The organism is Sagittula sp. P11 (assembly GCF_002814095.1).
Taxonomy (GTDB): Bacteria; Pseudomonadota; Alphaproteobacteria; order Rhodobacterales; family Rhodobacteraceae; genus Sagittula.
The window spans coordinates 2,425,410-2,450,391 of sequence record NZ_CP021913.1; the positions used below are offsets into that span (position 1 = coordinate 2,425,410).

Here is a 24,982-nt window from a genome sequence, read left to right on the forward strand (position 1 = left end):
TCAGACGTCCTTTACCGCGATTGTCCGGGCTTCGGCGATGGAGCGGAAGCAGGCCTCGGCCAGCGCCAACGCCTTGACCCCGTCGTCCAGCGACACCTCGGGCGCGGCGGTCCCGGCGCAGGCGTCGACGAAGTTGTCGATCTCGGCGATGAAGGCGGCCCGGTAACGCTCGATGAAGAAATGCTGGAGCGGAGCGGCGTGTCGGGTGAAGCCCTTGCCCCAGACTTCTGCCGCGTTTTCCCGGTGGTTGTCGGACAGCGCCATGCCGCCCGATCCGAACAGTTCGACCCGCTGGTCGTAGCCGTAGACCGCCTCGCGCGAGTTGGTGATGATCGCCTGCTTGCCGGAGGCGGTGTTCAGGATGACCGTCACCGTGTCGTAGTCGCCGCAACGTTCCATCAGCTCGGGCGCCACCAGACGCGCGCCGGTGGCGGTGACGTGGGTCACCTCCTCGTCCAGCATGAAGCGGGCGAGGTCGAGGTCGTGGATCGTCATGTCGCGGAAGATGCCGCCGGAGGTCTCGATGTAGCCGTCTGGTGCCATGCCGGGATCGCGGGAGGTGATGACAACCTGATGCAGGTCGCCAAGCTGGCCGTTGCGGTGGGCGGCACGGGCGGCGCGGTGGCCGGGATCGAAGCGGCGGCAGAAGCCGATCATGATGGGCGCGCTGACCCCCTTCACGTCCTCGGCGCATTGCCGCGCGCGGGCGAGGTCGAGGTCCACGGGCTTTTCGCACAGCACGGCCTTGTTGGCGGCGACGGCGGCCTTGATGAAATCGACGTGGGTTGCGGTGGGCGTGGCGATCAGCACGGCATCGGCGTCGGAGGCAAAGGCGGCCTCGGGCGAGTCGTACTGCAGCACGCCCAGCCTGACGGCGACCTCCTCTGAACTGGGCGAATGCGTGTCGAAAACCCCGGCAAGCGTGGCGCGCGGGTGGGCCGCGATGATCTCGGCGTGCATGCGTCCGATCCGGCCGCAGCCGAGCAATGCGATTCTGGTCATTGGGTCCTCCCGACGTTTCTGCAATGATCGTTGCAAGGGCGTTGCATTGTCAATGATCGTTCCGTAGGTTTTTCCCCAAAGAGGAGGAGGAATCGGTATGACGGCAACAGTCCGCCTGACCATGGCGCAGGCGCTGGTGCGCTGGCTTTGCGCCCAGCACACCGAGATCGACGGCGAGCGCGTTCCGCTGTTCGCGGGCGTCTTCGGGGTCTTCGGCCACGGCAACGTGACCTGCCTGTCGGAGGCCCTCGAACAGGTTCAGGACCGGCTGCCAACATGGCGCGGCCAGAACGAGCAGTCCATGGCCCTTGCCGCGGTAGGCTTTGCCAAGGCGAAACGCCGCCGACAGATCATGGTGGCGACCTCATCGGTCGGGCCGGGGGCGACCAACATGATCACCGCGGCGGGCGTGGCCCATGCCAACCGGCTGCCGGTCCTGCTGTTGTCCGGGGACACCTTCGTCAACCGGCTGCCCGACCCGGTGCTGCAGCAGGTGGAGCATTACGGCTGCCCCTCCACATCGGTGAACGACGGCTTCCGGGCGGTGTCGCGTTTCTGGGACCGGATCGTGCATCCGGCGCAGATCCTGTCGTCGCTGCCGCAGGCGGTCACGACAATGCTGGACCCTGCCGATTGCGGCCCGGCCTTCATCGGGCTGCCGCAGGACATCCAGGAAATCGCCTACGACTACCCCGAAGCCTTCTTTGCCGAGAAGGTCTGGACCATTCCCCGGCCGCGCCCCTCGCGGTCGGAGGTCAGCGCGGCGGTGGAGTTGCTGAAGGGGGCGAAGCGCCCGCTCATCATCTCGGGCGGCGGGGTGCGCTACTCCGGTGCGGGCGAGGCATTGGCAGACTTCGCCGTGCGACGCGGCATCCCAATGACGGAGACCATCGCCGGGAAGGGCGCCGTGGTGCACGACCACCCGGCCTACACCGGCGCCATGGGGATCGAGGGGACCGATGCCTCGAAGGAGTTGGCAGAAACCGCGGACGTGGTGATCGCCGTCGGCACGCGCATGCAGGACTTCACCACCGGATCCTGGACGACCTTTGCGCCCGACGCGCGGTTCCTGAACATCAACGCGGCGCGGTTCGATGCGTCGAAACACTTTGCCCTGCCGGTGGTCGGCGACGCGCTGGAATGCATCGCCGAACTGGACGAGGCGCTGGGAGACTGGGCCTGCGATCCGGCGCGGATGGCACGCGCGCAGGAGCTTTACGCCGACTGGAACCGCGCGCTGGACGAGGGGCAGAAACCGACCAACGCGGCGGTACCCTCCTACGCGCAGGTGATTGGCGTGGTGAACCGCAAGGCCTCGCCCGACGACACCATGGTGACCGCAGCGGGCGGACTGCCGGGCGAGACGGCGAAGAACTGGCGGGTCAAGGCGCCCCACACCTACGACCTCGAGTTCGGCTTTTCCTGCATGGGCTACGAGATCGCGGGCGGCTGGGGGCACGCCATGGCGAAGAACGGCAAGGGGGTGCCCATCGTGATGGTGGGCGACGGGTCCTACCTGATGATGAACTCCGACATCTATTCGACCGTGCTGACCGGCCACAAGATGATCGTGGTGGTCTGCGACAACGGCGGGTTCGGCGTGATCAACCGGCTTCAGACCGGCATGGGCGTTCCGGGCTTCAACAACCTGCTGAAGGATACGCGGGTACAGAACCGGGATGCGCCCTTGCATGTCGACTTTGCCGCCCATGCGCGGGCGATGGGGGCAGAGGCGCGGTTCTGCGAAAGCCTCGCCGACCTCGAGACCGCGATGGACTGGGCGCAGACCACCGACCGCACCACGGTGCTGGTGATCGAGACGGACGCCCATGTCTGGACCGACGGCGGCGCCGATTGGTACGTGGGCGTGCCGGAAATCAACGAACGGGAGAGCGTCCGCAAGGCGCGCGACGGACAGGAAGCATTGCGCCGCAGGCAGCGGCAGGGGGTATGAAGATGAACCGCATAGATGGAAAGATCGCCGTCATCACCGGAGGTACGCAGGGTCTGGGTGCAGCCATCGCGCGGCTGTTCGCCGCAGCGGGTGCGGCCGGTATCGCGATTGTCGGGCGCGGCGTGGACAAGGGCCGGAAGGTCGCCGCCGCGATCACCGAGGAGACAGGCGTCCCGGTGGAAATGATCGCCGCCGACCTTGCCAATGTCGAGGACGTGCAGGCCATCATGTCCGCCGTGGACAAGGCGTTCGGCCGGGTCGACATCCTGGTGAATGCGGCCGGTCTGACCGACCGGGGCAATTTGCTGAACACCACGCCCGAGATGTTCGACCGCATGTTCGCGGTCAACACCCGCGCGCCGTTCTTCCTGATGCAGGACGCGGTCAAGTTGATGAGCAGGGAGGGTGTGAAGGGAACGATGGTCAACATCGGCTCCACCTCCGAACACGCGGGGCAGCCGTTCATCGCGCCCTATTGCGCGTCCAAGGCGGCTTTGGCCACGCTGACGCGGAACTCCGGCTTTGCGCTGATGCGCAACGGCATACGGGTGAACCAGCTCGATATCGGCTGGATGAACTCCGACAACGAGCGCGCGCTGCAGGAGGCGGAGCAGGGCGATGCAGGCTTCATCGACAGGATGGCGGCGACGATGCCCTTCGGGCGGCTGCTGGAACCGGCAGAGGTCGCCAAGGCGGTCTTGTGGATGGCGTCGGACGACAGCGGCATGATGACCGGCGCGGTGATCCACTTCGACCAGTCGGTCTGGGGCGGCTACGACGGGCAGGCGCCCGCACCGGCAGAACCGCTGACGGCGTGACCTTTGCCCGGGGCGGCGCTAGGCTGGCCCCGGACCCAAGGGGGAGGTCAACTTGCTGAACCGTCTGAGGATGCGGCATGTCCGCTGTTTCCTGACCATCGCGCGCTGCGGGTCGATGACCGCCGCGGCGAAAGAGATGAACTCCTCCCAGCCCGCCGTCTCGCGGTCGCTGGCCGAGCTGGAGGCCCTCGTCGGCCAGCCGCTTTTCGAACGAGGCGGGCGCGGGCTGACGCTGACGGAGGCGGGCGAGCGGCTGCGCCGGCACCTCGACCCGGCGGTTTCGCAGATGGAAGAGGGTGTGCGTCTGGCGGGTGGCACGGCGGCGGTGCCGCGCGTGTCGGTGGGGGTGCTGCCCAACGTGGCGCGGACCCTCGCCATGCGGTCGTCGGTCATGTTCAAGGCGGATACCCCGGACGTCGATCTGGAGCTGCATTGGGCCAACGTGTCGGAACTGATCACGCGCCTGAACCGGGGCGAGATCGACATGCTGCTTGGCCGGCTCCTGTCGCTGGAACACATGGAGGGGGTCAGCTTCGAACACCTGTACCCCGAGGACATCGTCTTTGCCGTGCACCACACCCACCCTTTCGCGGCGCGGCCCGGGGAGGTCACGCTGTCCGAGGTGGGCGCCGAACTGGTGGTGGTGCCGCTGGGCGGGACAATCATCCGGCGCGAACTGGACAAGTTCATGACGGCGCGCGGGCTGGCCCGGTTCCGCAGGCAGATCGAGACGGTTTCCTTCGAGTTCACCCGCAGTTTTCTGCGCGAGACGCCCTCCGTCGCCGCCATTCCATTGGGCGCGATCCGGCGGGAACTGGCGGAGGGCGAACTCGTGAAGCTGGGCCTGTCGGGCGAGGAACTGGCCGGGTCGGTCGGCATCTCCTTCCGCACCGGGCGGGCGCTGTCGCCCGAGGCCGCGCGCTTTGCCGAAGCGGTGCGGATCGTGGCACGGGACTATGCCTGACAACTCCGATCTATATCCGATCCGATATAGATAACGCGCAGAATCGATTTCATGTTTCCGGGACCGGTCGGTAGTTTGGTGGCATGGCGCCGTCAGAGCGCGACAGTCCAAGGGGAGGGGAACGGCGCGCATGGCGGCTCCGAAGAATATCCTGTTCATCATGTTCGACCAGCTCCGCTGGGATTACCTGAGCTGCTACGGCCATCCGCATCTGCAGACGCCGAACCTCGACCGGCTGGCGTCGAAGGGGATGCGCTTCGACCGCTGCACGATCCAGTCGCCGCTGTGCGGACCGTCGCGGATGTCGACCTACACCGGGCGCTACGTGCATTCGCATGGCGCATCGTGGAACAACGTGCCGCTCAAGGTCGGCGAGCTGACGATGGGCGACCATCTGCGCGATCTGGGCATGGGCTGCTGGCTGGTGGGCAAGACCCACATGGCGGCCGACGCCGAGGGGATGCGCCGCCTCGGACTGGAACCGGACAGCGTGATTGGCGCGCGGGTCAGCGAATGCGGTTTCGACATCTTCGAGCGTGACGACGGGATGCGCCCGGAGGGGCCGGACGGGCTCTATGACGAGGGCGGCGCGCTGAAGTACAACGAATACCTGCGCGGCAAGGGCTACGACAGCGACAACCCCTGGCACGACTATGCCAATTCGGGACTGGACGACGACGGCAACGTGCTGTCCGGCTGGTTCCTCGAAAACTCCGACCGGCCCGCGAACATCCGCGAGGAGGACAGCGAGACCCCGTACCTGACGCGCCGCGGCATCGAATTCATCGAGCAGGCGAAAGGACCGTGGTGCTGCCACCTGTCCTACATCAAGCCGCACTGGCCCTACATCGTGCCGGAGCCCTATGCGTCGATGTACGGGCCGCAGGACTTCCTGCCGCGCATAGCCTCGGAGGCGGAGCGCGAGACGGATCACCCCGTGTTCAAGGGGTTCCAGAATGCGCCCGTCGGCAAGGCGCTGGCCCGCGACGAGGTGCGGGAGAAGGTTCTGCGCGCCTACATGGGCCTTATCAAGCAGTGCGACGACCAGATGGGCGTGCTGTTCGACTTTCTCGAGCGAACCGGCCGGATGGAGGACACGCTGATCGTCGTGACCTCCGACCATGGCGACTTCATGGGCGACCACTGGATGGGGGAAAAGACCTTCTTCCACGAGGCGTCGGTCAAGGTGCCGCTGATCGTCTACGACCCTTCGCCGGAGGCCGATGCCACGCGCGGCACGACCTCTGACGCGCTGGTGGAGTGCATCGACTTCCTGCCGACCTTCGTGGAGGTGGCTGGCGGCGATCCGACGAAGCTGGACCACATCCTCGAAGGGCAGTCGCTGCTGCCGATGCTCCGCGGCGGCGCGGCGCCTGAGCGCGAGGTGGTGGTCTGCGAATACGACTATTCCAGCAGTCCGCTGGCCGGCCGGCTGGGGCTGCATCCGGATCAGTCGCGGATGTTCATGGTCGCGGACCACGACTGGAAGATGATCCACTTCGAAAGTGGTCACCGGCCGATGTTGTTCGACCTGAAGAACGACCCGCATGAGCTGGAAGACCTGGGCGCGAGCGAGGCTCACGCAGATGTCCGGGCGCGGATGTACGACCGCCTGCACGCCTGGGCGCGGCGCCCGGCGGCGCGCACAACCATGTCCAACGACGCCTTCGTGAAGGAGCGCACCGCAGGGCCGGGCCGTACCGGCGTGCTGATCGGGATCGTGGAGGAGACCGAGCTGCCGCAGGAGATCACGGCCAAGTACATCGGGCGCAAGGCCCGGGACATGCGCGGGGGGAGGCTTGGCGCACCCGGCGAATGACAAAGGAAACCATGTCTTGGGGAGGAGAACCATGAAGACATTCTTGAAGACGGCTGCCGTTGCAGGCGCCCTTGCGGTGACGGGTGTCACGGCGCAGGCGCAGGCCAACCTGAGCGCCGAAACATCGAGCGCGGGCAACTCGCCGCACCTGATGATGATGCACCTCGCCGATGTGCTCGCCCGCGAGGGTGTGGCCAACGTGCAGGTGCAGGAAGGCCAGACCGCCACGAACTCCATGGTCAACGTGGCCGAGGGCAAGTCCGACATGGTGACGGCGCCCACGATCCTCTACTTCCTGCTGGAAAACGGACGCGGGCCGTTCTCCAACATCGGTGAGGGCGGCAAGGATCTGGTGCAGAACATCCGTGCCATCGCGCCGTTCAACGCGGGCGCCTACGGGCTGTTCGCGCCGGTCGCGTCGAACATCACCTCCTACCAGGACCTGAAGGGGCGCACCGTCTGGAACGGCCCGCCACGCGGCGCGGCGCTGACGCTCGGACGGCAGACGATCCTGCTGGGCTCGGGCGGGTTCAAGGACGGCGAGGACTACACCGGCTACCAGACCAACTGGGGGCAACTGCCGACCGCGCTGGTCGATGGCTCTGCCGAGGCGTTCCTCGTCCCGATCACCTTCCCCTCCGACCGCGTGGTCATGGCGCTGTCGGCAGGTGACGTGAACATCGTGTCCTTCCCGAAGGACATCTGGGAAAGCGAAGGGATGCAGAAGTTCCTCTCGGCCCCCGGCAACAGCCCGGTGGAGGTCAAGATCGCGGACATGGGCTATGGTCCGGACCAGGGCGTGAACGTGATCTCTGAGGACGACACATTCCGCTCGCCCGGCGTGCCGTTTGCCACCTACGTGCGCGCCGACCTGCCCGACGATCTGGTGAGGGAGGTCACGGCGGCCTACATCGCCTCGATCCCCGAACTGGAAAAGCGCGCGCCCTACGCGGGCAACGTCAACTTCGACGTGCTGGATCAGCGGATCACCGGATTCTGCGGTGCGCTGACGCTGAAGTACCACCCCGGCGCCATCGCCGCATGGGAAGAAGCCGGGTACGAAGTCCCGGACTGCGCGAAGTGACCTGACAGGGCGGGCCGCGCGGTCCGCCCCCTCTGCCGGGAGATCCTGAAATGTCGGACAAGATGCCGTTCCTGAAACGTGCCGCGCAGGCGCTTGGCCTGATCCTCGTGGTCATCGGGATGCTCAACACCATTCCGTCCATCCCCGGGCTGGACGCCTGGGCGCAGGACGTGACCGGCAACCCGGCCTTCGCGATCCGGAAATTCCCCTACGAATGGCTTTATCCCATCGCCTTCGTGCTGATGATGCTGACGGTGGCGTGCAACCACTCGTTCTGGGCGGACTGGACGGTTCGCGGCTTCGGCCCGGGCCGCCGCCGCTTCGGGGCCTTCATGGACATCGCGTTGGTGACGATGGCCGTGGCGGTGTCCGCCGCCTACCTGATCGAGATCGACTCGGTCTGCATGATCGACCAGTTCACCGGCGAACGGGCCGAGCTGATCGCCCGCGCCCTGCAGGAAGAGAAGGAATTCGCCGAGCTCTACGGGCTGCCCGCCCCGACCTCGGTGGATGACCCCGCCTGCATCCGCACGCTCGGCGTCTGGATCTTCGCCATCGTCGGCGCTGGCATCGCGGTCTTCCTTGGCTACAACGTCCGGGTCTGGGGCTTCCCGCTGGTGGCCGTGGCGATCCTGATCTTCGCCTACACCCTGATCACCGTGGGCATCTGGTACTTCTTCGGGTCCGAGGACATGAACAAGTACCTCATCACCAAGCTGGGGGGAGAGCCGCGTTCGCTGATGGATGGCCGCCCCAACGTGGAGGACATCCTCGTCAACAACGCCCAGGGTCTGCTGGGCCGGTTCATGGGAATCCTGCTGTCGACGGTCTTCCCCTATATCGTGCTGGGGTCGCTCTTCGGGATTTCCGCCGGGGGCAAGTCGCTGATCAAGCTGGCGTTCCTCTGGACCCGGCGGCTGAAGGGCGGGCCCGCCCACGCCGCCATCGTGTCGAGCGCACTGTTCGGCACCATCTCCGGCGGGCCGGTGGTGAACGTGCTGTCGACCGGCGTCCTGACCATTCCCATGATGCTGCGGCGCGGGTTTTCCAAGACCTTCGCGGGGGGGTGGAGGCGGCCGCCTCCTCCGGCGGGCAGATCATGCCGCCGGTGATGGGCGTTGCCGCCTTCGTCCTGTCGGCCATGACCGTCGTGCCCTACCGGGAGGTCATCATCGCCGCGGTGATCCCCGCCGTCACCTACTTCGGCTGCCTGTTCCTGACGGTCCACTTCCAGGCCCGCAAGCAGGGCATCGAGGCCGTTGGCGACAAGACACCCGAGATGATGCTGAACGGGCAGGACCGGCTGAACCTGCTGATGATCCTGCTGCCGATCCTCCTGATTCTGATGCTGCTCATCACCCCCAAGGAGGCGGTGGGCTGCGGCATCTTCGGCACCCTGCTGGGCGTCGAGCGCAGCGGTGAGGGGGCCGCCTGCGTCGCGGAGAGCCTGCCCTTCCTGCTCCAGATCATCCAGAACTCGGCCGGCGACGCCGGTTCCGCGGGCTGGTGGGCCGTGTTGCTTCTGGTCGCTCTGTTCTGCCTGGACCCAGAGTTCCGCAAGGCGCCGCGCGCTCTGATCGGGGCCTTCGCGGATGCGGGTGTGCTGATCGCGACCCTCTACCTGATGTTCCTGTCGGTCTCCGTCATCGACTTCTGCCTGAACTTCACCGGGCTGTCGGGCTTTGTCGCGCGGGACGTGCTGGGCCTGCTGCGCGCCTTCGGAGCCGAGGTGCAGGGCGGCGGTGTCTTCCTCTTCGCGGCGCTCTTCGTGACGATGCTGCTGGCGATCCTTTTGGGCATGGGGATGCCGACGGTGCCCGCCTACGTCAACGTGGCGTTGCTGATGGGGCCGCTGGTCGTGGGGCTGGGCATCGCGACCTTCACCGCGCACATGTTCATCTTCTTCTTCGCGGTGGCGAGCGCGATCACCCCGCCGGTTGCCGTCGCGGCCTTTGCGGCGGCGTCGATCACCAAGGCGGACGCCATGGCCACCGGATTTGCCGCCGTGCGCGCCGGTGTGGTGATGTTCGTCCTGCCGTTCGTCTTCGCCTTCTACCCCGAGCTCCTGCTGATCGATTCGGCAAAGCTGGACCCCGCGGCCTCGACAGGTGCGCAGGTCTACATCGAGGGCTACGGACCGGGGATCGACTGGCTGAGCCTCGCGTCGGTCGGCGCGCGGCTGGCGCTCGGGCTTTACCTGATGGCGGGGGCGCTGGCGCGATTCGACATGCGCTCCATCGGACTGCCCGAAGCCATCCTGCGTCTCGTGCTGGCCGTGGCCGTGATGATGAAGGCAGGCGCGATCTTCCTTCCGGCGCTCGGGCTCGCCGCCGTCTACCTCTTGTGGCACGGCAGCAGGGCCATGCGTGGCGGCCCCGTCCGGGCCTGACACATATCCATTCGTGGCCTTGGCCTTTTGCGGGCTTTCGTGCAAACGTCTATGTAGAGTGGTCAATTACCGGAGTGACGACATGCACGACGTCGTTATCCTTTCCGACGAAAGGTTGGTCGGGTCCCTGGTGGAGGCCCAGGGCGCCAAGTGGCGTGGCCAGAAGGTCCAGCCGCTGGCCGCCTCCGGCGCCGACAACGCGATGTTCCGGCTCGGGGACAAATGGGCCGTTCGTCTGCCGCGGCGGCCCGAAGTCGTGCAGATGCTCGAAACCGAAGCCACTTGGCTGCCGCGCCTCGCCGATCTGCCGCTGGAAGTGCCGGTGCCCCGGTTGCTGGGCGCTCCGACGCAGCAGTTCAACTGGCCGTTCACCATCGTCGACTGGATCGACGGCGTGGAGGCAGAGGAGACCGAGGTGTCCGACATGGCCGAGGCTGTCCAGACCCTCGCCACCTTCCTGAAGGCGCTCTGGAAGAAGTCGACCCGGGACGCGCCCCTCGCCGGGGAGGCCAACAATTATCGCGGCGTCAATCTGAAGGAAGTGACACAGCAGGTGCTGACGTGCTTCTCGAAGATGGACGACGAGATCGAGCCGGAATCCGCGCGGGAGGCCTGGCTCAGCGCGCTGGACGCAAGCCCGGTGCGCAAGCCGCGCTGGCTGCACGGCGACCTGCGCGCGTCGAACATGATCGTCCGCGACGGCGAACTGGTCGGCGTGATCGACTGGGGCCGCGCGGCGGTTGGAGATCCGGCGGCGGACGTGGCCGTGGCGTGGCGCTGGGTGCCCGAATGGGAGATGTCGAACTTCCAGGAGGCCCTTGGCGCAAGCGACGACCTTTGGCGCCGGGCACGCGGCTGGGCCTTGTACGACGCGGTTGTCACCCTGGCCCACTACAAGGAGCAGCAAGGCTTCGAAGGCATCTGCGACGAGAGCCGCTGCGTGTTGGGCCGGCTTGGACTGGGCGCCCCCTGCTGACGGCACCTGTGATGGCGTTCAGCTGATGGTGTCGATGGCCTTCTGATGGCCATGCAGGATGCCCAGGTTGTCCCCCCGCACCATGCCGCGCTTCGCCGTCCAGTGGAGCGTGCCTTTTCGGGACATCACCCGCGCGGCTATGTCCCGGTTCCTGCCCGCGCTGCCGACCGCCGGCACGTCCCGGTCCAGCCCGATGTGCAGGGCGTCCCTGTCTTCCTCGGGATCCTTGCCCACCGCTTCGAGGTAGCGGGTCAGGAGTGAGATGTAATCCGAAAGCTCGTCGCGCCGCGAGCGCATCGTCTTGACCCGGGCCTGCAAAAGCTCGGTCTGCTGCTCTGAAAGCCCGTGTTCGAGGATGTGATCGAAGGCCTCCAGCGCCGGGCACAGCAATTCCTGCAGCACGGGCAGGGCCATGTCGCTCAGGCTGTGGTCCGCAGCCGGGTCGGTGCGATAGCTCTTCTGGAAAATGGCGGAGCTGTCGCCGACGCTGCGCACGAAACGGATGTTGGCAGAGGCGTGGCCGTCCCGGTTGAAATGGGTCAGCACACGCAATCCGTGCAGAGCCAGACCGGGTATCCGGACCTGGAAATCCGACTGGCTGAACACCGCCGTGTCTTCGACGCACTGAAGGTGTCCCAGAAGGATCTGCACGATCACCGGCTGGAACACCTCCTCCAGCGGCACGGGCGCGTCGGGAACCATCCGGTTGGAGTGCATCCGTCCGCGAAGACGCGCATTTGCCAGGTGCCAGATCTCGTCCGGGTCCGAGCGCAACAGCCAGAGTTCAATCGTGCCGCAGTCGTTGGGGGTGAATCCATTCATGGTTGCAACGATTCCATGCCATTCGTTGTCTTTTTCCGGCGCGCGCCCGCGTCCGAATTCGTCACGTTAAGCATGTGTAAACGATGATAGGTGAAGAATAGTTTAACGGCGATCGGAGGGCTCGGCGCGCCGTACCGGGGACACTGAATGAGCGAGACTGAACATCAGCAGACCGTGGTCGGCATCGCCGCTTCGGCCGGGGGGCTCGAAGCGATGTCCCTGCTTGCCCAGCATCTGCCGACGGATCTCAACTGCGCCTACATCCTCGCGCAGCACATGTCGCCGCATCATGCCAGCGTCCTGCCCACCCTGATCTCGAGAGAGACGCGCCTGACGGTGAAGGCTGTGCAGGAATCCCTGCCCATCGAGCCGAACACGATCTACGTCCCGGTGCCGAAAAGCGACCTGGTCGTGGAAGACGGCATGGTCCACCTGCGCACGCCGTCCGGCCTGCCGGCAGAGCCGAAACCCTCTGCCGACCGGCTGTTCCGGTCCATCGCCGAAGCCTTCGGAGAGCATAGCGTCGGCATCGTCCTGTCGGGCACCGGCAGCGACGGCAGCTATGGCGTGCAGGCCATCCGCGAGGCCGGCGGGGTCACCATTGCGCAGGACAACAGTTCGGCGAAATACGGCACGATGCCTGCCTCGGCGGTGGAGACAGGGGCCATCGACCTCATCCTGTCGCCGCGCCAGATCGGCGAACAGCTTAAGACCATCCTCGCGCACCCGCGTGACTTCTCCGAGCTGCAGGCGCTTGTCGAGCAACCGACGGAATACGACGACCTGTTCCACATGCTGCAGGCGCGGACCAAGGTCAATTTCCGCCACTACAAGGAAATCACCGTCAGCCGCCGCATCCAGCGCCGGATGATCGCCAAGGGGTTCGATGATTACGGGCGGTACGTCAGCTTCTGCCGCACCAATGTTGAAGAGCTGGACGCGCTGTTCCGCGACCTGCTGATCTCGGTCACGCGGTTCTTCCGCGATTCCGAACAGTTCGACGCGCTGCGGCGTGAACTGGGCCGCTATCTTGCCGAGGTCGGCAACCGGCCGATCCGTGTCTGGGTGCCGGGCTGTGCCTCGGGGGAAGAGGCGTACTCCATCGCGTTCCTGATTGCCGACGCGCTGAAGCTGACCGGCAAGGAGGGCGAACGCGGCGTCCAGATCTTTGCCACCGACCTTGATGCCGCGGCGCTGGCGCGCGGGCGGGCCGGGGTCTATCCGGCGTCGGCCTCTGCGGGCATCCCGGAATCCATGCTGCGCCGCTACTTCACCCTCAGCGACAACCTCCTTCGGGTGAGGCCGGAGATACGGAAGATGGTGCTCTTCTCGCACCACAACGTGTTTCAGGACCCGCCGTTCTCGGAGATCGATCTGGTCAGCTTCCGTAACACGCTGATCTACTTCGAAAGTTCGCTGCAGGAAAAGGTCATGTCGCGGATCCTCTACGCGCTGCGGCCTGGCGGACTGCTGTTCCTCGGGACGTCCGAAAACGTGGGCGCGATGGCACCCTATTTCGAACAGGTCGCCGAGCGGATGCGCCTGTTCTGCAAACGGACAAGCGCGTCGTTCGACCACAAGGCGCTGGTTCGCTTCGGCGTCCCGCCCCGCCGTCAGAAGCGCGACAAGCGCAAGGAGTATGGCAACGGCGAGTTGAACTCCAGCAGCGAGGAAATGTTCGAGGTGCTGGCCTCGTCGGTCGCGCCTGTCGGGTTCCTCGCCAACGAACAGAAGGACCTCGTGCGGATCTTCGGCGACATCAGTGCCTTCACCAAGGTGACCGACGAGGTGCGCGGACGGCTGACCACGAACACGCTGAAGGAGGCGCTGGCCTCTGAGGCGGCCAGCCTCGTCCCGCTCTGTCTCAAGTACAACAAGGCCCGCGACGGCCTTTGGCGAGAGATCCTCGGCCAAGGGTTCAACCGTGCCCGCCTGCGCTGCTATCCCATGACGCTGCCCCCGCACGGCAAGACGCGCTACGTCCTCGTGTCCATCGAGACCGACCTGGTGGAGATCAGTTCGGAACGCGAAAGCCACGGCGACGACAAGGAAACCTCTGGCTATCTTGCTTATGTCGAGAACGAGCTGGCCGATGCGCGCGAGGCCCTGCAGATCACGATGGAGGAGCTTCAGACCTCGAACGAGGAACTGCAGTCGACCAACGAGGAACTGCAATCCACCAACGAGGAGTTGCAGTCCACCAACGAGGAACTGGAGACCTCGAACGAGGAACTCCAGTCCACGAACGAGGAACTGATCACCGTCAACGAGGAACTGCTGATAAACACCGACGAGCTGAACAAGCTGGTCGTCGAACAGGTCGCGATCCTCGAGGCCTTGCCGCTGCCCCTGCTGGTGCTGGACCAGATGCTCAACATCAAGAGCGCGTCGAAGCGGGCCATCGAGATCTTCGGCCTGTCCGAACGCGCCGCCCACCTTGGCCACATCAGCCAGGTGCAACTCCCGAACGCATCGTTTCCCCGCCTCATCGACAATTGCAGCGAAGTCCTGAAGCGGCGGGAGACGGGCAAGGTCCGGTTCACCGTCGACAACGAGGAAATGTCGCTGGTGATCGCGCCGTACTTCATCCAGGACAACGAACTGATGGGGCTGACGGTCGTCCTTGAACGGGCGTCCGATACGGAGATCGTCTAGGTCGGGTCGATGACCCCCATGGTCAGCATTCTCAACGCCGTGATCGACGGGATGAAGAAGTAGTCGCCGCCGCGGCACTCCACCACCGTCTTGAGCTGGCTCATGGTGTAGGGGCAGCCACCGCCCTGCGGATCGGCGGGCAGGGCCATCCGGCGGTGCTTGTCATGGTTGCCGAGGATCGGGCAGGTGTCGTTGCCCTGATGGAAATCCAGCCCGTACTGGATCCATTGCTGCTGGATGAATTCGAACTGCCGGAAGAGCGAGGCGCAGATGATCATCATCGTGACGCCCTGTTCGGTCTTGTCGGTCTGTTGGTCGGAGGGCAGGGCGCCGTAGGGCAGGCCGCGCCGCATGATCCGGCGCCGCTTGTTCAGAGCGGTCGTGGCCTGCGGGTTGTCGCCTTCGGGCGCGTTCAGCGGATCGAGGTAATCGCGCGTGTTCACCCGCCGCATGTGCGCGCCCGGCGGTGTCCTGTACCCCTTCATGTCGTCCGCATAGCGGAAGTCGGATGACCTTGTACTCTTTATGTATGCAATCTGGTTCTCATAGGCCTTCAGCGGGTTCGGGTCGTCCATCCCGGTTTCCGCGCGGGCCTTCTGCCAGTCGGAAAACGTTGGGGCATGCGCCAGCGGAATGCCGTCCGGCCAGCGTCCGACCATCCGGGCGCGCAGGGTCACCTGTGCCTCGTCCGGCAGGATGCCCTGCACGCGGGCGTAGCGGTCGGCTTCCGTGGCGATGACCTCCCGGAAGCTGCCGACGTTCTCGTGCAGCTTGCGGTATGCCATGAAGCTGCCGTTGCGCATGAACTCAGGCGGTTTGGCGGTGGGCGGCAATTCCTGGCTTTCGTCGGGATGGCCGAGGATGAATTCTCCGGGGTTCAGCGGCTCCCACCCTTTGCCCATGCGTTTGCCGCGCCCGATGACGGCTTCCTTCTCGTCCTTCTCCGGCAGTTGCCCGGCAAAGATCGGGTCGCCGATGCCATCGGTGAAGCCGAAGTGCTCCTTGGGCGTCGGCAGCCACACGTCACCGAACCTGTCGAAGACCGCCTGCGCCGCGTGGAAATCGGCGCTGCCGTCCTGCCCGTTGCCCGGCAGGATGCGCACCCCGCCATTGGCCGCGCAGAGGTCGCGCAGCCATTGCGTCGTCTCCTCCAACTCCGGCACCGGGTCCATGCGGGTCAGCTTGGGATCGGGCTTGCCGTCCAGCGCGTGTTCGGGCGTCACGTCACGCAGCGCGTTCAGCGAGATCCAGATATGCACGTTGTCGTCGTCATACCCGTCGCCGCGCCGGTTGCGCTGCCAGATCGGGTCCCAGTGGCCGTCCCAGTTCTGCCGGTCGGCCTGATCCTCGGTCATCGTCTGGTCACGGTCGCCCAGCAGGAAGGCCCGGTCCTTCATGCCTGCGATGAACTCCTCCGGCAGCGCCTGCAATGTGCGGGTCGGGACCTCCAGCCGGAACAGGCCGAAAAAGGTGAAGCCGATGTTCAGCGTGCAGCGCGGCCTCGCGTCCGGCGTTGGCCAGCGGGCGGCGGTTGTCACGCGTTTCGACACCTCTCCGACGAACGCTCGTCCCTTCGCCGGGTCGGATATGTTGAGGAAGAAGTAGCGCGCGAACGGATATGAATACTTTCCGTATGCACGCACCACATTGCCCTGTATGTCATCGAGGTCGAGACGATAACTCATGCCGCGCCCTCCGTTGGTCTGGCGGCGCGCGGTGTCTCGAGGATCCCGGGCGGCTGGCTTGGCCCTGTCACATCCGCGGGGCGGTGCGCGGCGGACCATCTGCCGTAGGCGGCGTGGATTTCCTCGGGCGAGGCGCCTTGCATGTCGATGACCAGATCGGCAAAGCTTTGTTGCACGTAGAGCGCCTTCAGCACGGACCGCAGATCGTCGTAAGGCCCGGGCGGCAAGGGTTTCTCTCCGTTCGCGATGGCGTATCTGACCGACGCCACGAAGGCGCCGAAGGTGACCGCCCCGCCGATCAGAGCCGTCCAGATCGGATTGCCGCCGACCACCGGCATGGGCGCGCTGCTGAAGAGCGCCCATAACAAGGCCAGCAGCGTGATGATGGCCGGAATGCCGACAGCCGCTGCCAGCGCCTTGAGCGGCAGCCGGTGAAAGGCGCCGGACAGGTCGTCGATGTAGTAGTCGTGGAATGGCATCGTCGTTTCGACGTGGCAGCGGTCGAGGTAATCGGCGAACTTCTCGGCCGTGTCGATATCGTCGAAGCCCACGCAGTTGGAATAGATCGCGCTCAGCTCCTCCCCCATGGTGCGCCACAGCTCCATTGCATACGACTTGCGTACATCCCTTTGCTCGGCTGCGGTCAGCGTCGTCGGAAGGGGTGCTCCGTCCATTTTCACCGCGTCGATGTCGGCACAGAAGACGAGGTATGAGCAATTGAGGAAGTCGGTGTGCTGCGGGATCGCGGGATTGCCGGCGTCCTTGTCCCCGGTCAGGCTGCGCAGGGTCGATGCGATGGCGTCGTGCCCTTCGCGCCCGTTGTAAACCACGTCGTCCAGCACGAACATCCGCGCAAGGTGCGTGCGCATGTTGCGCGCAAAGGGGCTGGTCATGCCGGACTTGATCGTCGCGGGGCTCTGCTGGGCGGTGGGCAGTTCCATCAGTGCGTTGCGCACCCGCTGCCGCCACGATCCGTGACCGTCGGCACAGGTGCCGTCGCGGATCGGTGCAAGCGTCGTCAGGAAGATATGGCCCGAGTCGAGATCCGGCATGGCTCAGTTCCTCGCACGCCGGAGGTCGAACGTCGCCTGCGCCTTGCGGACATAGGCCTCGCGGTTCTGGTCCGCACGTTCGGTGTCGAGGCTAGCGACCGGGCCGAACCCGGGCTCGCCGAGGTTGCCCTGTACCTTCGTCATCGCCGCGCGCCAGCTTTCGGCGAACGCCTCCGGCGACTGGTCGGCATGTGCCTTGTCCAGCGTCAGGACCGCATCATAGACCTTAAGCGCCGACTTGATGTCGCGCTGCGCAGAGCCCGGCGTGGCGTTGTAGTAGTGGTCGGTGAAGATCTGGTTGTGGGTGATGTAGGTCTTGAACGGCGTGATCGGGATCGACAGCGGATACTTGGTGGCGGAGTACCAGAACAGGTCCAGACCCTTCGGAATCCCGTCCGAGAAGGCGTCGATGTACTGGTCCCAGGTGCCGTTGAAGTTCGACAGGAACAGCACGTAGTCATTGTCGAGCTGATGCTGTTCGCCCTGACCGAGGTCCGGCCAGTCCTTGCGACGGATGATGACCCAGCGGGCGAAGTGGATCAGCGACAGGCCCAGCAGGCCGGCGAGGTTCTCGGGCAAACCGCGGGCCGCCATGAACAACAGGCGGTTGACCCAGGTGATGCGGGGATGGCTGGGCGTCACCACGTTCATGGCATAGGCCTTGCCGGCAATGTTCGACATGAAAATGCCCCGGTGCTGAAAACGAATTGACGTTACGGTAACACGGGTGGGCGATTTTCCAATAGTGTTTTCATCTTATAGGGGAGTCGGGGTCAGACCAGCAGCGGCTCCTCGGTCTCCTCCGGGGCCGGATCATCCGGCGCTTCGGCCAGCATCATCGCCTCGTAGGTGCCTTCGTGGGTGTACTCGCTGCGCACGTATTCCCGCAGCACCCACTCCGTGTAGGGCTCTGCAATGGCGCCCTCGGGAGTCGTGACGGCGGAGTCGTGGGCGGCGTAGGCCTCGAACACCTCGGTCACGAGCGACTGCTGTTCGGGGGTGAAGTTCTCTTCGAACCCCCAGGATTCGTAGCCGACGTGGCTGGTGACGAGGATGTCGCCGGAATGATCGGCGATGGCCGCTTCGGCGAAGTAGGCGCTGTGCACGTGGTCGGGGTGCTCGATGTCGCTTTCGGTGTCCTGAACGTGCACCTGCCCCGGCTGGTGGGTGTCGAGCAGGCCGGACAGGACGGACACGAGGTCGTCGCGCGAATAGGTCGCCGCGTCGTCGACAGAGGTGATGGTGGCGATCTCCCCGTCCCACAGCTTCGGGAGGCTCTCGCCGCCGTAGAGGTCGGAGCCTGTGCCCGAGAAGCCGTCCGGCAGGCGCAGGAAGTAGAGGTTGAGGTTCGGCTGGTCGGCGAGCGTGGCGTGGTGAAGGTCGAAACCCTGGCCATCGTGTGTGACGGTTGCCGTCCCCTCCTGCCACGCGTCGGAGCCGGTCATGACGCTGTAGGCGTCCTTGATTCCCTCTTCCCGTCCGCCCCAGTAGGCCTCGTCCTGCCCGGCGTCGCCCGCGGTGAGGTAAATCGTGGTGACGTCGTGACCGGCGGCGAGGTGGTCCGCGATCGTCGGGTTCATGAACAGGAGGTCGTCGTCCTGGTGCGCGACGATGAACATCTGCCGGGTCAAGTCGACGGGACCGGGATCCACGGGATCAGTGGGATCGGTCGGATCGGTCGAGTCCATGGGATCGCTCGGGTCTTCGGGGGCGGTGCCGTCCATGCCGAAGGCAATCACCTCTCCGATCAGCGGCGTATCGTCGGGCCAGTTCGATTCTCCGATCAGCAGGTTGATGCGTGGCCCGGGATCGGGCACGGCTCCGTCCGCCTCGGCCAGCAGCACGCCGTCCTTCTCGATCCACATGGTGCCGTCTTCGTCGATGCCGGCACCCCATGTGGCGGTTTCGCCCTGCACGATGGCGCCCTCGGCGATGACGCGGTAGACCGTGCCGGCCTGATGCAGTTCCAGCACCATGTCCGAGGTGTTCTCGACCTGCGACAACAGGATGTTGTTGCTGTTCGGCCCGTCGCCGAAATCGAAGACCCGCTGCCAGTTGCCGCCCTGTATGTCGTCGAACCGCGCCGTGGCCGCGATGGCAAAGGCGCCGTCGATCTGGCCGATCTCGTAGGGGGCCGCCGGGTCGGTGGGGTCCGTTGGATCAGTCGGATCGGTTGGGGGTGTCGGGTCCGTGGGATCGACCGGATCTGTAGGGTCAGTCGGATCGGTGGGCTCTTCAGGCGGCAGCGTTCCGTCGGCGGTCACGGTCAGCCCGAGGATGACCCCGTCCAGATCGTCGGCGACGGAAACCGGCTCCAGAACGACAGACGGAACCTCTGCCGCCACCTCGCCCAGCCGCACGCCTTCCTGAGCCAGCCACAGCGTGCCGTCCGTATCCAGACCCGCGGAAAGGGAGGTCGGCTCTCCCGCAACCAGCGCGCCGGGGGCGGTGACGGTGTAGCTGGCCTCTCCGACCGTCAGCTGCAGGACCAGCCCGTCGGACGCGCCATCCTGCGCCAGCACGAGCGACGCGCTGCCGTCCGCAGAGCCGTAGGCCACAAGCCCCTGGTCCACCCGTCCGGAGACGTCATCGACGCGCGCGGCCAGGTCGATCCGGAACGACCCGGCAAGCGCGCCGTCGTCGTTGTCCGCAGGCGCCAGCCCGTCGTCGCCGGGCTGCACCACGTCGAAGCCCATGACCGCGCCGATCAGATCGTCGTCGTCCACCCAGTTCGACTGCCCGATGTATTCGTTGATCCGGGGCACATTGGCGGGCACGACGGCCTGTATCTCATCCTCCAGCACGCCGTCCTTCTCGATCCACATGCGGCCATCGGGGTCTATGCCGATGCGCCACGTTGCCACTTCCCCGGCCACGATGGCGTCCGGCGCGATCACCCTGTGGACGACGCCATCCTGGTAGAGGGCGAACATCATGTCGGAGGTGTTTTCCACCTGCGCGAGGATGATGTTGCCGTTCTGCGGGCCGCTCCCGAAATCGAGGATCCGCTGCCAGTAGGCACCCTGTATCTCGTCGAAGCGGGCAGTCACTTCGAGCGCGAAGGCGCCTGAGATATCGTCGATGTCGAAAACTGTATCGGCTGAAGGAACGGGCGGCATGATGCCTCCGGATTGACGGCAAGAGTTAATGAGCGCGAAGGTGGCCCCGCGATGAATCGGCTTTCCCGTTCACGATACACGAATTGCCGTAGCGTCATCCTTTGGATTTGTCTGCAAATGGAAACTTTGCGTTTCCCGGAGGTGAGATGGCCGGACTGGTGATACACGGGCGCAAGACGTCTTCGAACGTGCAGGCGGTCATGTGGGGCGCTGCGGAACTCGGGCTCGAGGTCGACCGGCGGGACGTGGGCGGACGCTTCGGCGGAACCGACACCGCGGCATTCCGGGCGATGAACCCCATGGGCCTTGTACCCGTGATGGAGGACGGCAAGCACACGCTCTTCGAAAGTGCCGCGATCCTGCGCTACCTCGTGGCGGCCTACGGGCCGGGGCCCTTCGCAGAGGGCCCAGAGCAGGACATGTGGGCGGAATGGGCGAAACACACGCTTTGCGCTGCGTTCACGATGCCGGTCTTCTGGGGATTCTACCGGACGCCGGAGGCAGAGCGGGACATGACCGCGGTGCTGGGTGCGCTTGAACGGTTCGAGGATCTGGCGGGCATGGCGATGACCCTGCGCGGCGCCGGGTCTTGGCTGGTCGATGGTCGGTTCAGCCGGGCGGACATCATGGCGGGCCACGTGCTGTTCCGGTACTTCACGCTCGACCTGCCGCGGCGACCCCCGGCGGGGCTGGAGGACTACTACGCCGCGCTGACCGAACGCCCCGCGTATCGGGAGCACGTCATGGTCGATTATTCGGAATTGAAAGGCTGACCGCGACCTGAGGGTCAGCATGGTCAGGCGTGGCCGGGGCGCATGTCCCCGGCCACGCCAAATCGGGAAATCAGCTCCCCAGGACGTCGCGGACCGCTTCGCCGGTCTTTGTCGCGACTTCTTCCGCTTCTGCCGGGGTCAGGCACAGCGGCGGGGCAAAGCCCAGGATGTCGCCCTGCGGCATGGCGCGTGCGATGACGCCCTTGGACATGAGGGCAGACGCGATTTGCGCACCGACCTTCTGCGACGGATCGAAGAAGGTCCGGTTGTCCTTGTCGTCGACCAGTTCGACGGCGCAGAGCATCCCTTCGCCACGGATATCGCCGACCTTCGCGTGGTCGCCAAGCGCATCAGTCATCGCCTTGCGGAAATGCGCGCCGGTCTCGCCCGCGTTGGCCACGAGGTTCATCTCGTCGATCAGCTTCAGGTTCGCGACACCGGCCGCTGCCCCGATGGGGTGCGCCGAGTAGGTCCAGCCGTGGCCGATCGGGCCGTTCTCGTCGGTGCCCTGCTCCAGCACCTTCCACATCTTGTCGCCGACGATGGAGCCGGAGAGCGGCGCATAGGCCGAGGTCAGGCCCTTGGCGATGGTGATGAGGTCGGGCTTCAGGCCGTAGTGGTCGGAGCCGAACATGGTGCCGAGACGGCCGAAACCCGTCACGACCTCATCCGCGATCAGCAGGATGTCGTGCTTTTCGAGGATTGGCTGGATCGCCTCCCAGTAGCCTTTCGGCGGGGGCACGATGCCGCCGGTGCCCAGCACGGGCTCACCGATGAAGGCGGCGATGGTGTCCGCGCCCTCGCGTTCGATCAGCTGCTCCAGCTCGGCGGCGCAAAAGGCGCTGAACGCCTCTTCGGACATCGCGATGTCGGGGCGGCGGAAGTAGTAGGGCGCCTCGGTGTGGATCACCTGTGCGAGTGGCAGGTCGAACTTCTTGTGGAAGAGTTCGAGCCCGGTCAGCGAGCCTGTCATCAGGCCCGACCCGTGGTAGCCGCGCCAGCGCGAGATGATCTTCTTCTTCTCGGGGCGGCCGAGGATGTTGTTGTAGTACCAGATCAGCTTGATGTTGGTCTCGTTCGCGTCCGAGCCGGACAGGCCGAAGTAGACCTTCGACATGTGGGCGGGCGCACGGTCGAGGATCATCTTCGACAGGGTGATCGACGCCTCCGTGCCGTGACCGACATAGGCGTGATAGTAGGCCAGTTCCTTTGCCTGCGCGGCGATGGCATCGGAGATCTCGGTCCGCCCATACCCCACGTTCACGCAGTAGAGCCCGGCGAAGGCGTCCAGCAGTTTCGTGCCGTCGCGGTCCTCGATGTGGCAGCCCTGCCCGGTGGTGATGACACGGGTCGCGGTCTCTCCGCGCGCGTGCTGGGCAAGGTGGGTGGAGGGATGGAAGAAGTTCTCGCGGTCCCACTGGGACAGCTGGTCGTTGGTCAGCATATGGCTCTCCTCTGATGCGGCAGCGCGCCGCCATGGAACGTTGCAAACCGGAGCCGGGAGGTCAGCGCGTCTGGCCGGGCCCGAGGCTCCGCTCTCCTCTGCAGCAGCGCGCAATGCCTTTATTGCCGAGGGTGCCTATTGGGTAACCGATCCGTCGCGGGATGACCAGTACGGGTCGGCGGGAGCATTGACCGTGCTTCCCCGGCAGGTCATTTCATGGGCAAAGGCCCGGTTTCCCGGGTGAAAGGAGCATCATGGAGCTGCTGGCACGGACCGAAGCCCTTCTGGGCGATCTCATTGCGTTTCCGACGGTGTCGTCGGACAGCAACCTCGAACTGATCGCCTGGGCGGCGAACTATCTCGAAGGATTCGGCGCCCGATGCGAGATCATGTCGGACGTGACGGGGCTGAAGGCGAACCTGCTGGCGACGTTCGGGCCGGAGGGCAACGGCGGCCTCGTTCTTGCGGGTCACACGGATGTGGTGCCGATCGGCGAGGAAAGCGACTGGAGCGGCGATCCCTTCTCCATGCGGGAGGAGAACGACCTGCTCTACGGGCGCGGCACCTGCGACATGAAGGGCTTCATCGCCTGCGTCATGGCCCTGGCGCCGGAAATCGCCCGGTGGCACCTTAAGACCCCGGTGCATGTGGCGCTGACCTATGACGAGGAAGTGGGTTGCTTCGGCGCGCGTGCGCTGGTGACGGAACTTCTGGGGCGCGGAATGCGGCCCGGTATGGCGATCCTCGGCGAGCCGACGCTGATGAACGTCGTGGACGGGCACAAGGGCTGCTACGAATACACCACCCATTTCTGCGGCTGCGAGGGACACGGATCGGCGCCCGACCGCGGGGTGAACGCGGCGTCCTGCGCCACGCGCTACGCGGGCCGTTTGCTGGAGCTGGAAGCCGCGCTTAAGTCGCGCGCTCCGGAGGCCAGCCCGTTCGAGCCGCCGTGGACCACTCTGAACATCGGCCGCATGTCGGCAGGCACGGCGCGCAACGTTATCGCCGGACTGGCCGAGATCGAGTGGGAGATGCGCCCGGTCTCTTTCGAGGATGCGGCCTGGGTCCTGTCGGAGATCGACGCCTACGCGGACCTGCTGTTGCCGGACATGCGTCGGGTCACGCCGGATGCCTCCATCGTGCGCGAAGTGATCGGCGAGGTGGCGGGCCTGATGCCGGAGCGGGACAACCGCATCGCCGAACTGGTCTGCAGCCTGACCGGCGCCAACGGGACGGAGGTCGTGTCCTTTGGCACCGAGGCAGGGCTTTTCCAATCGCTGGGCACGCAGTGCATCGTCTGCGGTCCGGGCTCCATCCAGCAGGCGCACCGGCCCGACGAATTCGTGGCGCGCAGCCAGCTTGACGCCTGCCTGACCATGCTCAGGGGCATGGAAGGCGCGCTGCACTGAGGTTCGCGGCGTCGCCGGGGGCGGTCCCGGCGACGTGTGCGGTCGTCAGACCAGCGCCATGAAGGCGGGCCATGCCTCCGGATCGGCGACGGTCTTGTCGCGGCAGGTGGCGTTGCAGAACCCGAAGGTCCGCCCGTCCATCTGCATCAGATGCGTCGGCGCCTTGCCGGAATAGGGGCAGGCGTCGTTCTCGGGCTCGCCGCTCTCCACCGCCTGTGCCGCGCGCACCGAGGGGCCGGGCCATGGCGCGGTCTGGAGGTCCTGAGCGTACCACGGCAGGGTTTCCCCCTGAACGAGGCCAAGCGCCCGCCACCGCCGGAAGGACGGGTCGGCCAGATGCGCCGCCACATAGTCGCGGCACACATCGCTGACCGGGATCGAGAAGCCCGCGATACGGGCCGCCACGGGCGCAAAGAACACGTCCGCCGCCGAATAGCTCCCGGCCAGCCAGGGGCCGCCCGACCGTTCGAGCGCATGTGTCCAGATCGTCTCGATCCGCTGGATGTTGGCCACCACCTCCTCTGACGGGCTGAACCCGACATAGGCTGTGCGCAGGTTCATCGGGCAGGCAGACCGGAGCGCCACGAAACAGGAGTGCATCTCGGCGGCCAGTGACCGGGCGAGCGCGCGCATCGCGGGATCGGACGGCCAGATCCCCGCGCCGGGATGACGATCCGCCAGTTCCTCGGCGATGGCGAGGCTGTCCCAGATCACCGCGCCGTCGTCTTCCGTCACGAGGGTCGGTACGGTGCGGGCCGGGGCAATGTCCTGCATCTGCTCTGCGACACCGGCATTCATGAAGTCGACCAACCGGCAATTGACCGCCAGTCCGAAGCGGTCAAAAAGCAGCCATCCGCGCATGGACCAGCTTGAATAGGCGTAATCTCCAATAAAAAGCGTATCGGGCATCCCGTTTCCTCTCGATTCCGTGAGCGGAAGCTAACCTATTGCCATGGATGCAGGAAATTCCGGTTCGTGACGCATGCCATAAGCGATGCACATGATGCTTGCAGG

The 24,982-nt window shown here is 65.7% G+C and carries 17 protein-coding genes and 1 pseudogene; 10 read left to right on the plus strand and 8 right to left on the minus strand.

Going from position 1 to position 24,982, the window contains the following annotated elements:
• Entirely contained in the window at positions 1 to 1,002 is a 1,002-nt protein-coding gene (gene iolG / locus CDO87_RS11705) for an inositol 2-dehydrogenase (protein WP_100928939.1), read from the minus strand.
• A 97-nt stretch (positions 1,003 to 1,099) separates the two neighbouring features.
• Between iolG and iolD the strand changes: the two genes are divergently transcribed.
• The 7 genes and pseudogenes from iolD (at position 1,100) to CDO87_RS11740 (ending at position 11,006) form a co-directional block, all read left to right on the plus strand.
• The gene (iolD, locus tag CDO87_RS11710) at positions 1,100 to 2,956 is read left to right on the plus strand and encodes a 3D-(3,5/4)-trihydroxycyclohexane-1,2-dione acylhydrolase (decyclizing) (RefSeq protein ID WP_100928940.1); all 1,857 of its coding nucleotides are present in this window, start codon (positions 1,100 to 1,102) and stop codon (positions 2,954 to 2,956) included.
• 2 nt (positions 2,957 to 2,958) lie between these two features.
• A complete protein-coding gene (locus CDO87_RS11715) occupies positions 2,959 to 3,774 on the plus strand; it encodes an SDR family oxidoreductase (RefSeq protein ID WP_100930940.1) in 816 nt (271 codons plus the stop codon).
• Between the two features lie 52 nt (positions 3,775 to 3,826).
• On the plus strand, positions 3,827 to 4,738 hold the full coding sequence (locus CDO87_RS11720; protein ID WP_254698079.1) for a LysR substrate-binding domain-containing protein: 912 nt from the start codon (positions 3,827 to 3,829) through the stop codon (positions 4,736 to 4,738).
• A gap of 130 nt (positions 4,739 to 4,868) precedes the next feature.
• Complete coding sequence (locus CDO87_RS11725) at positions 4,869 to 6,557, plus strand: sulfatase-like hydrolase/transferase (protein WP_100928942.1); 1,689 nt, start codon at positions 4,869 to 4,871, stop codon at positions 6,555 to 6,557.
• Positions 6,558 to 6,588: 31 nt separating this feature from the next.
• Complete coding sequence (locus tag CDO87_RS11730) at positions 6,589 to 7,641, plus strand: TAXI family TRAP transporter solute-binding subunit (protein WP_100928943.1); 1,053 nt, start codon at positions 6,589 to 6,591, stop codon at positions 7,639 to 7,641.
• Between the two features lie 692 nt (positions 7,642 to 8,333).
• Positions 8,334 to 10,030 (plus strand): annotated as a pseudogene (locus CDO87_RS11735) (TRAP transporter permease).
• An 82-nt stretch (positions 10,031 to 10,112) separates the two neighbouring features.
• Positions 10,113 to 11,006 carry an aminoglycoside phosphotransferase family protein gene (locus CDO87_RS11740; RefSeq protein WP_100928944.1) on the plus strand — a complete coding sequence of 298 codons (894 nt, stop codon included), beginning with the start codon at positions 10,113 to 10,115 and terminating at the stop codon, positions 11,004 to 11,006.
• 18 nt (positions 11,007 to 11,024) lie between these two features.
• Here CDO87_RS11740 and CDO87_RS11745 read toward each other — a convergent pair whose 3' ends face one another.
• Complete coding sequence (locus CDO87_RS11745; RefSeq protein WP_100928945.1) at positions 11,025 to 11,828, minus strand: hypothetical protein; 804 nt, start codon at positions 11,826 to 11,828, stop codon at positions 11,025 to 11,027.
• A 147-nt stretch (positions 11,829 to 11,975) separates the two neighbouring features.
• Between CDO87_RS11745 and CDO87_RS11750 the strand changes: the two genes are divergently transcribed.
• Positions 11,976 to 14,483 (plus strand): chemotaxis protein CheB, encoded by a 2,508-nt coding sequence (locus CDO87_RS11750; protein WP_100928946.1) that lies wholly within the window; start codon positions 11,976 to 11,978, stop codon positions 14,481 to 14,483.
• On the opposite strand, the gene CDO87_RS11755 is transcribed toward CDO87_RS11750, so the two are convergent.
• The 4 genes from CDO87_RS11755 to CDO87_RS11770 form a co-directional block, all read right to left on the minus strand.
• Positions 14,480 to 16,168 carry a peroxidase gene (locus tag CDO87_RS11755; RefSeq protein WP_100928947.1) on the minus strand — a complete coding sequence of 563 codons (1,689 nt, stop codon included), beginning with the start codon at positions 16,166 to 16,168 and terminating at the stop codon, positions 14,480 to 14,482. The genes CDO87_RS11750 and CDO87_RS11755 overlap by 4 nt on opposite strands.
• Entirely contained in the window at positions 16,165 to 17,220 is a 1,056-nt protein-coding gene (locus CDO87_RS11760; protein ID WP_100928948.1) for a hypothetical protein, read from the minus strand. Before CDO87_RS11760 ends, CDO87_RS11755 begins: the two co-directional genes overlap by 4 nt.
• 3 nt (positions 17,221 to 17,223) lie before the next feature.
• Positions 17,224 to 17,901: a hypothetical protein gene (locus CDO87_RS11765; RefSeq protein ID WP_100928949.1), complete on the minus strand. Its 678-nt coding sequence runs from the start codon at positions 17,899 to 17,901 to the stop codon at positions 17,224 to 17,226.
• A gap of 92 nt (positions 17,902 to 17,993) precedes the next feature.
• A complete protein-coding gene (locus tag CDO87_RS11770) occupies positions 17,994 to 20,339 on the minus strand; it encodes a PIG-L family deacetylase (RefSeq protein WP_100928950.1) in 2,346 nt (781 codons plus the stop codon).
• 146 nt (positions 20,340 to 20,485) lie between these two features.
• Here CDO87_RS11770 and CDO87_RS11775 point away from each other — a divergent pair, with 146 nt between their 5' ends.
• Positions 20,486 to 21,112, plus strand: coding sequence for a glutathione S-transferase family protein (locus CDO87_RS11775; RefSeq protein ID WP_100928951.1), 627 nt, complete (start codon positions 20,486 to 20,488; stop codon positions 21,110 to 21,112).
• A 70-nt stretch (positions 21,113 to 21,182) separates the two neighbouring features.
• Here the strand turns inward: CDO87_RS11775 and CDO87_RS11780 are convergent, their stop codons facing one another.
• Positions 21,183 to 22,556 (minus strand): aspartate aminotransferase family protein, encoded by a 1,374-nt coding sequence (locus CDO87_RS11780; protein WP_100928952.1) that lies wholly within the window; start codon positions 22,554 to 22,556, stop codon positions 21,183 to 21,185.
• Between the two features lie 254 nt (positions 22,557 to 22,810).
• Between CDO87_RS11780 and argE the strand changes: the two genes are divergently transcribed.
• Entirely contained in the window at positions 22,811 to 23,968 is a 1,158-nt protein-coding gene (gene argE, locus CDO87_RS11785) for an acetylornithine deacetylase (RefSeq protein ID WP_100928953.1), read from the plus strand.
• A 45-nt stretch (positions 23,969 to 24,013) separates the two neighbouring features.
• Here argE and CDO87_RS11790 read toward each other — a convergent pair whose 3' ends face one another.
• Positions 24,014 to 24,877, minus strand: a complete 864-nt coding sequence (locus CDO87_RS11790; protein WP_100928954.1) for a glutathione S-transferase — start codon at positions 24,875 to 24,877, stop codon at positions 24,014 to 24,016.
• Positions 24,878 to 24,982: the final 105 nt, after the last annotated feature.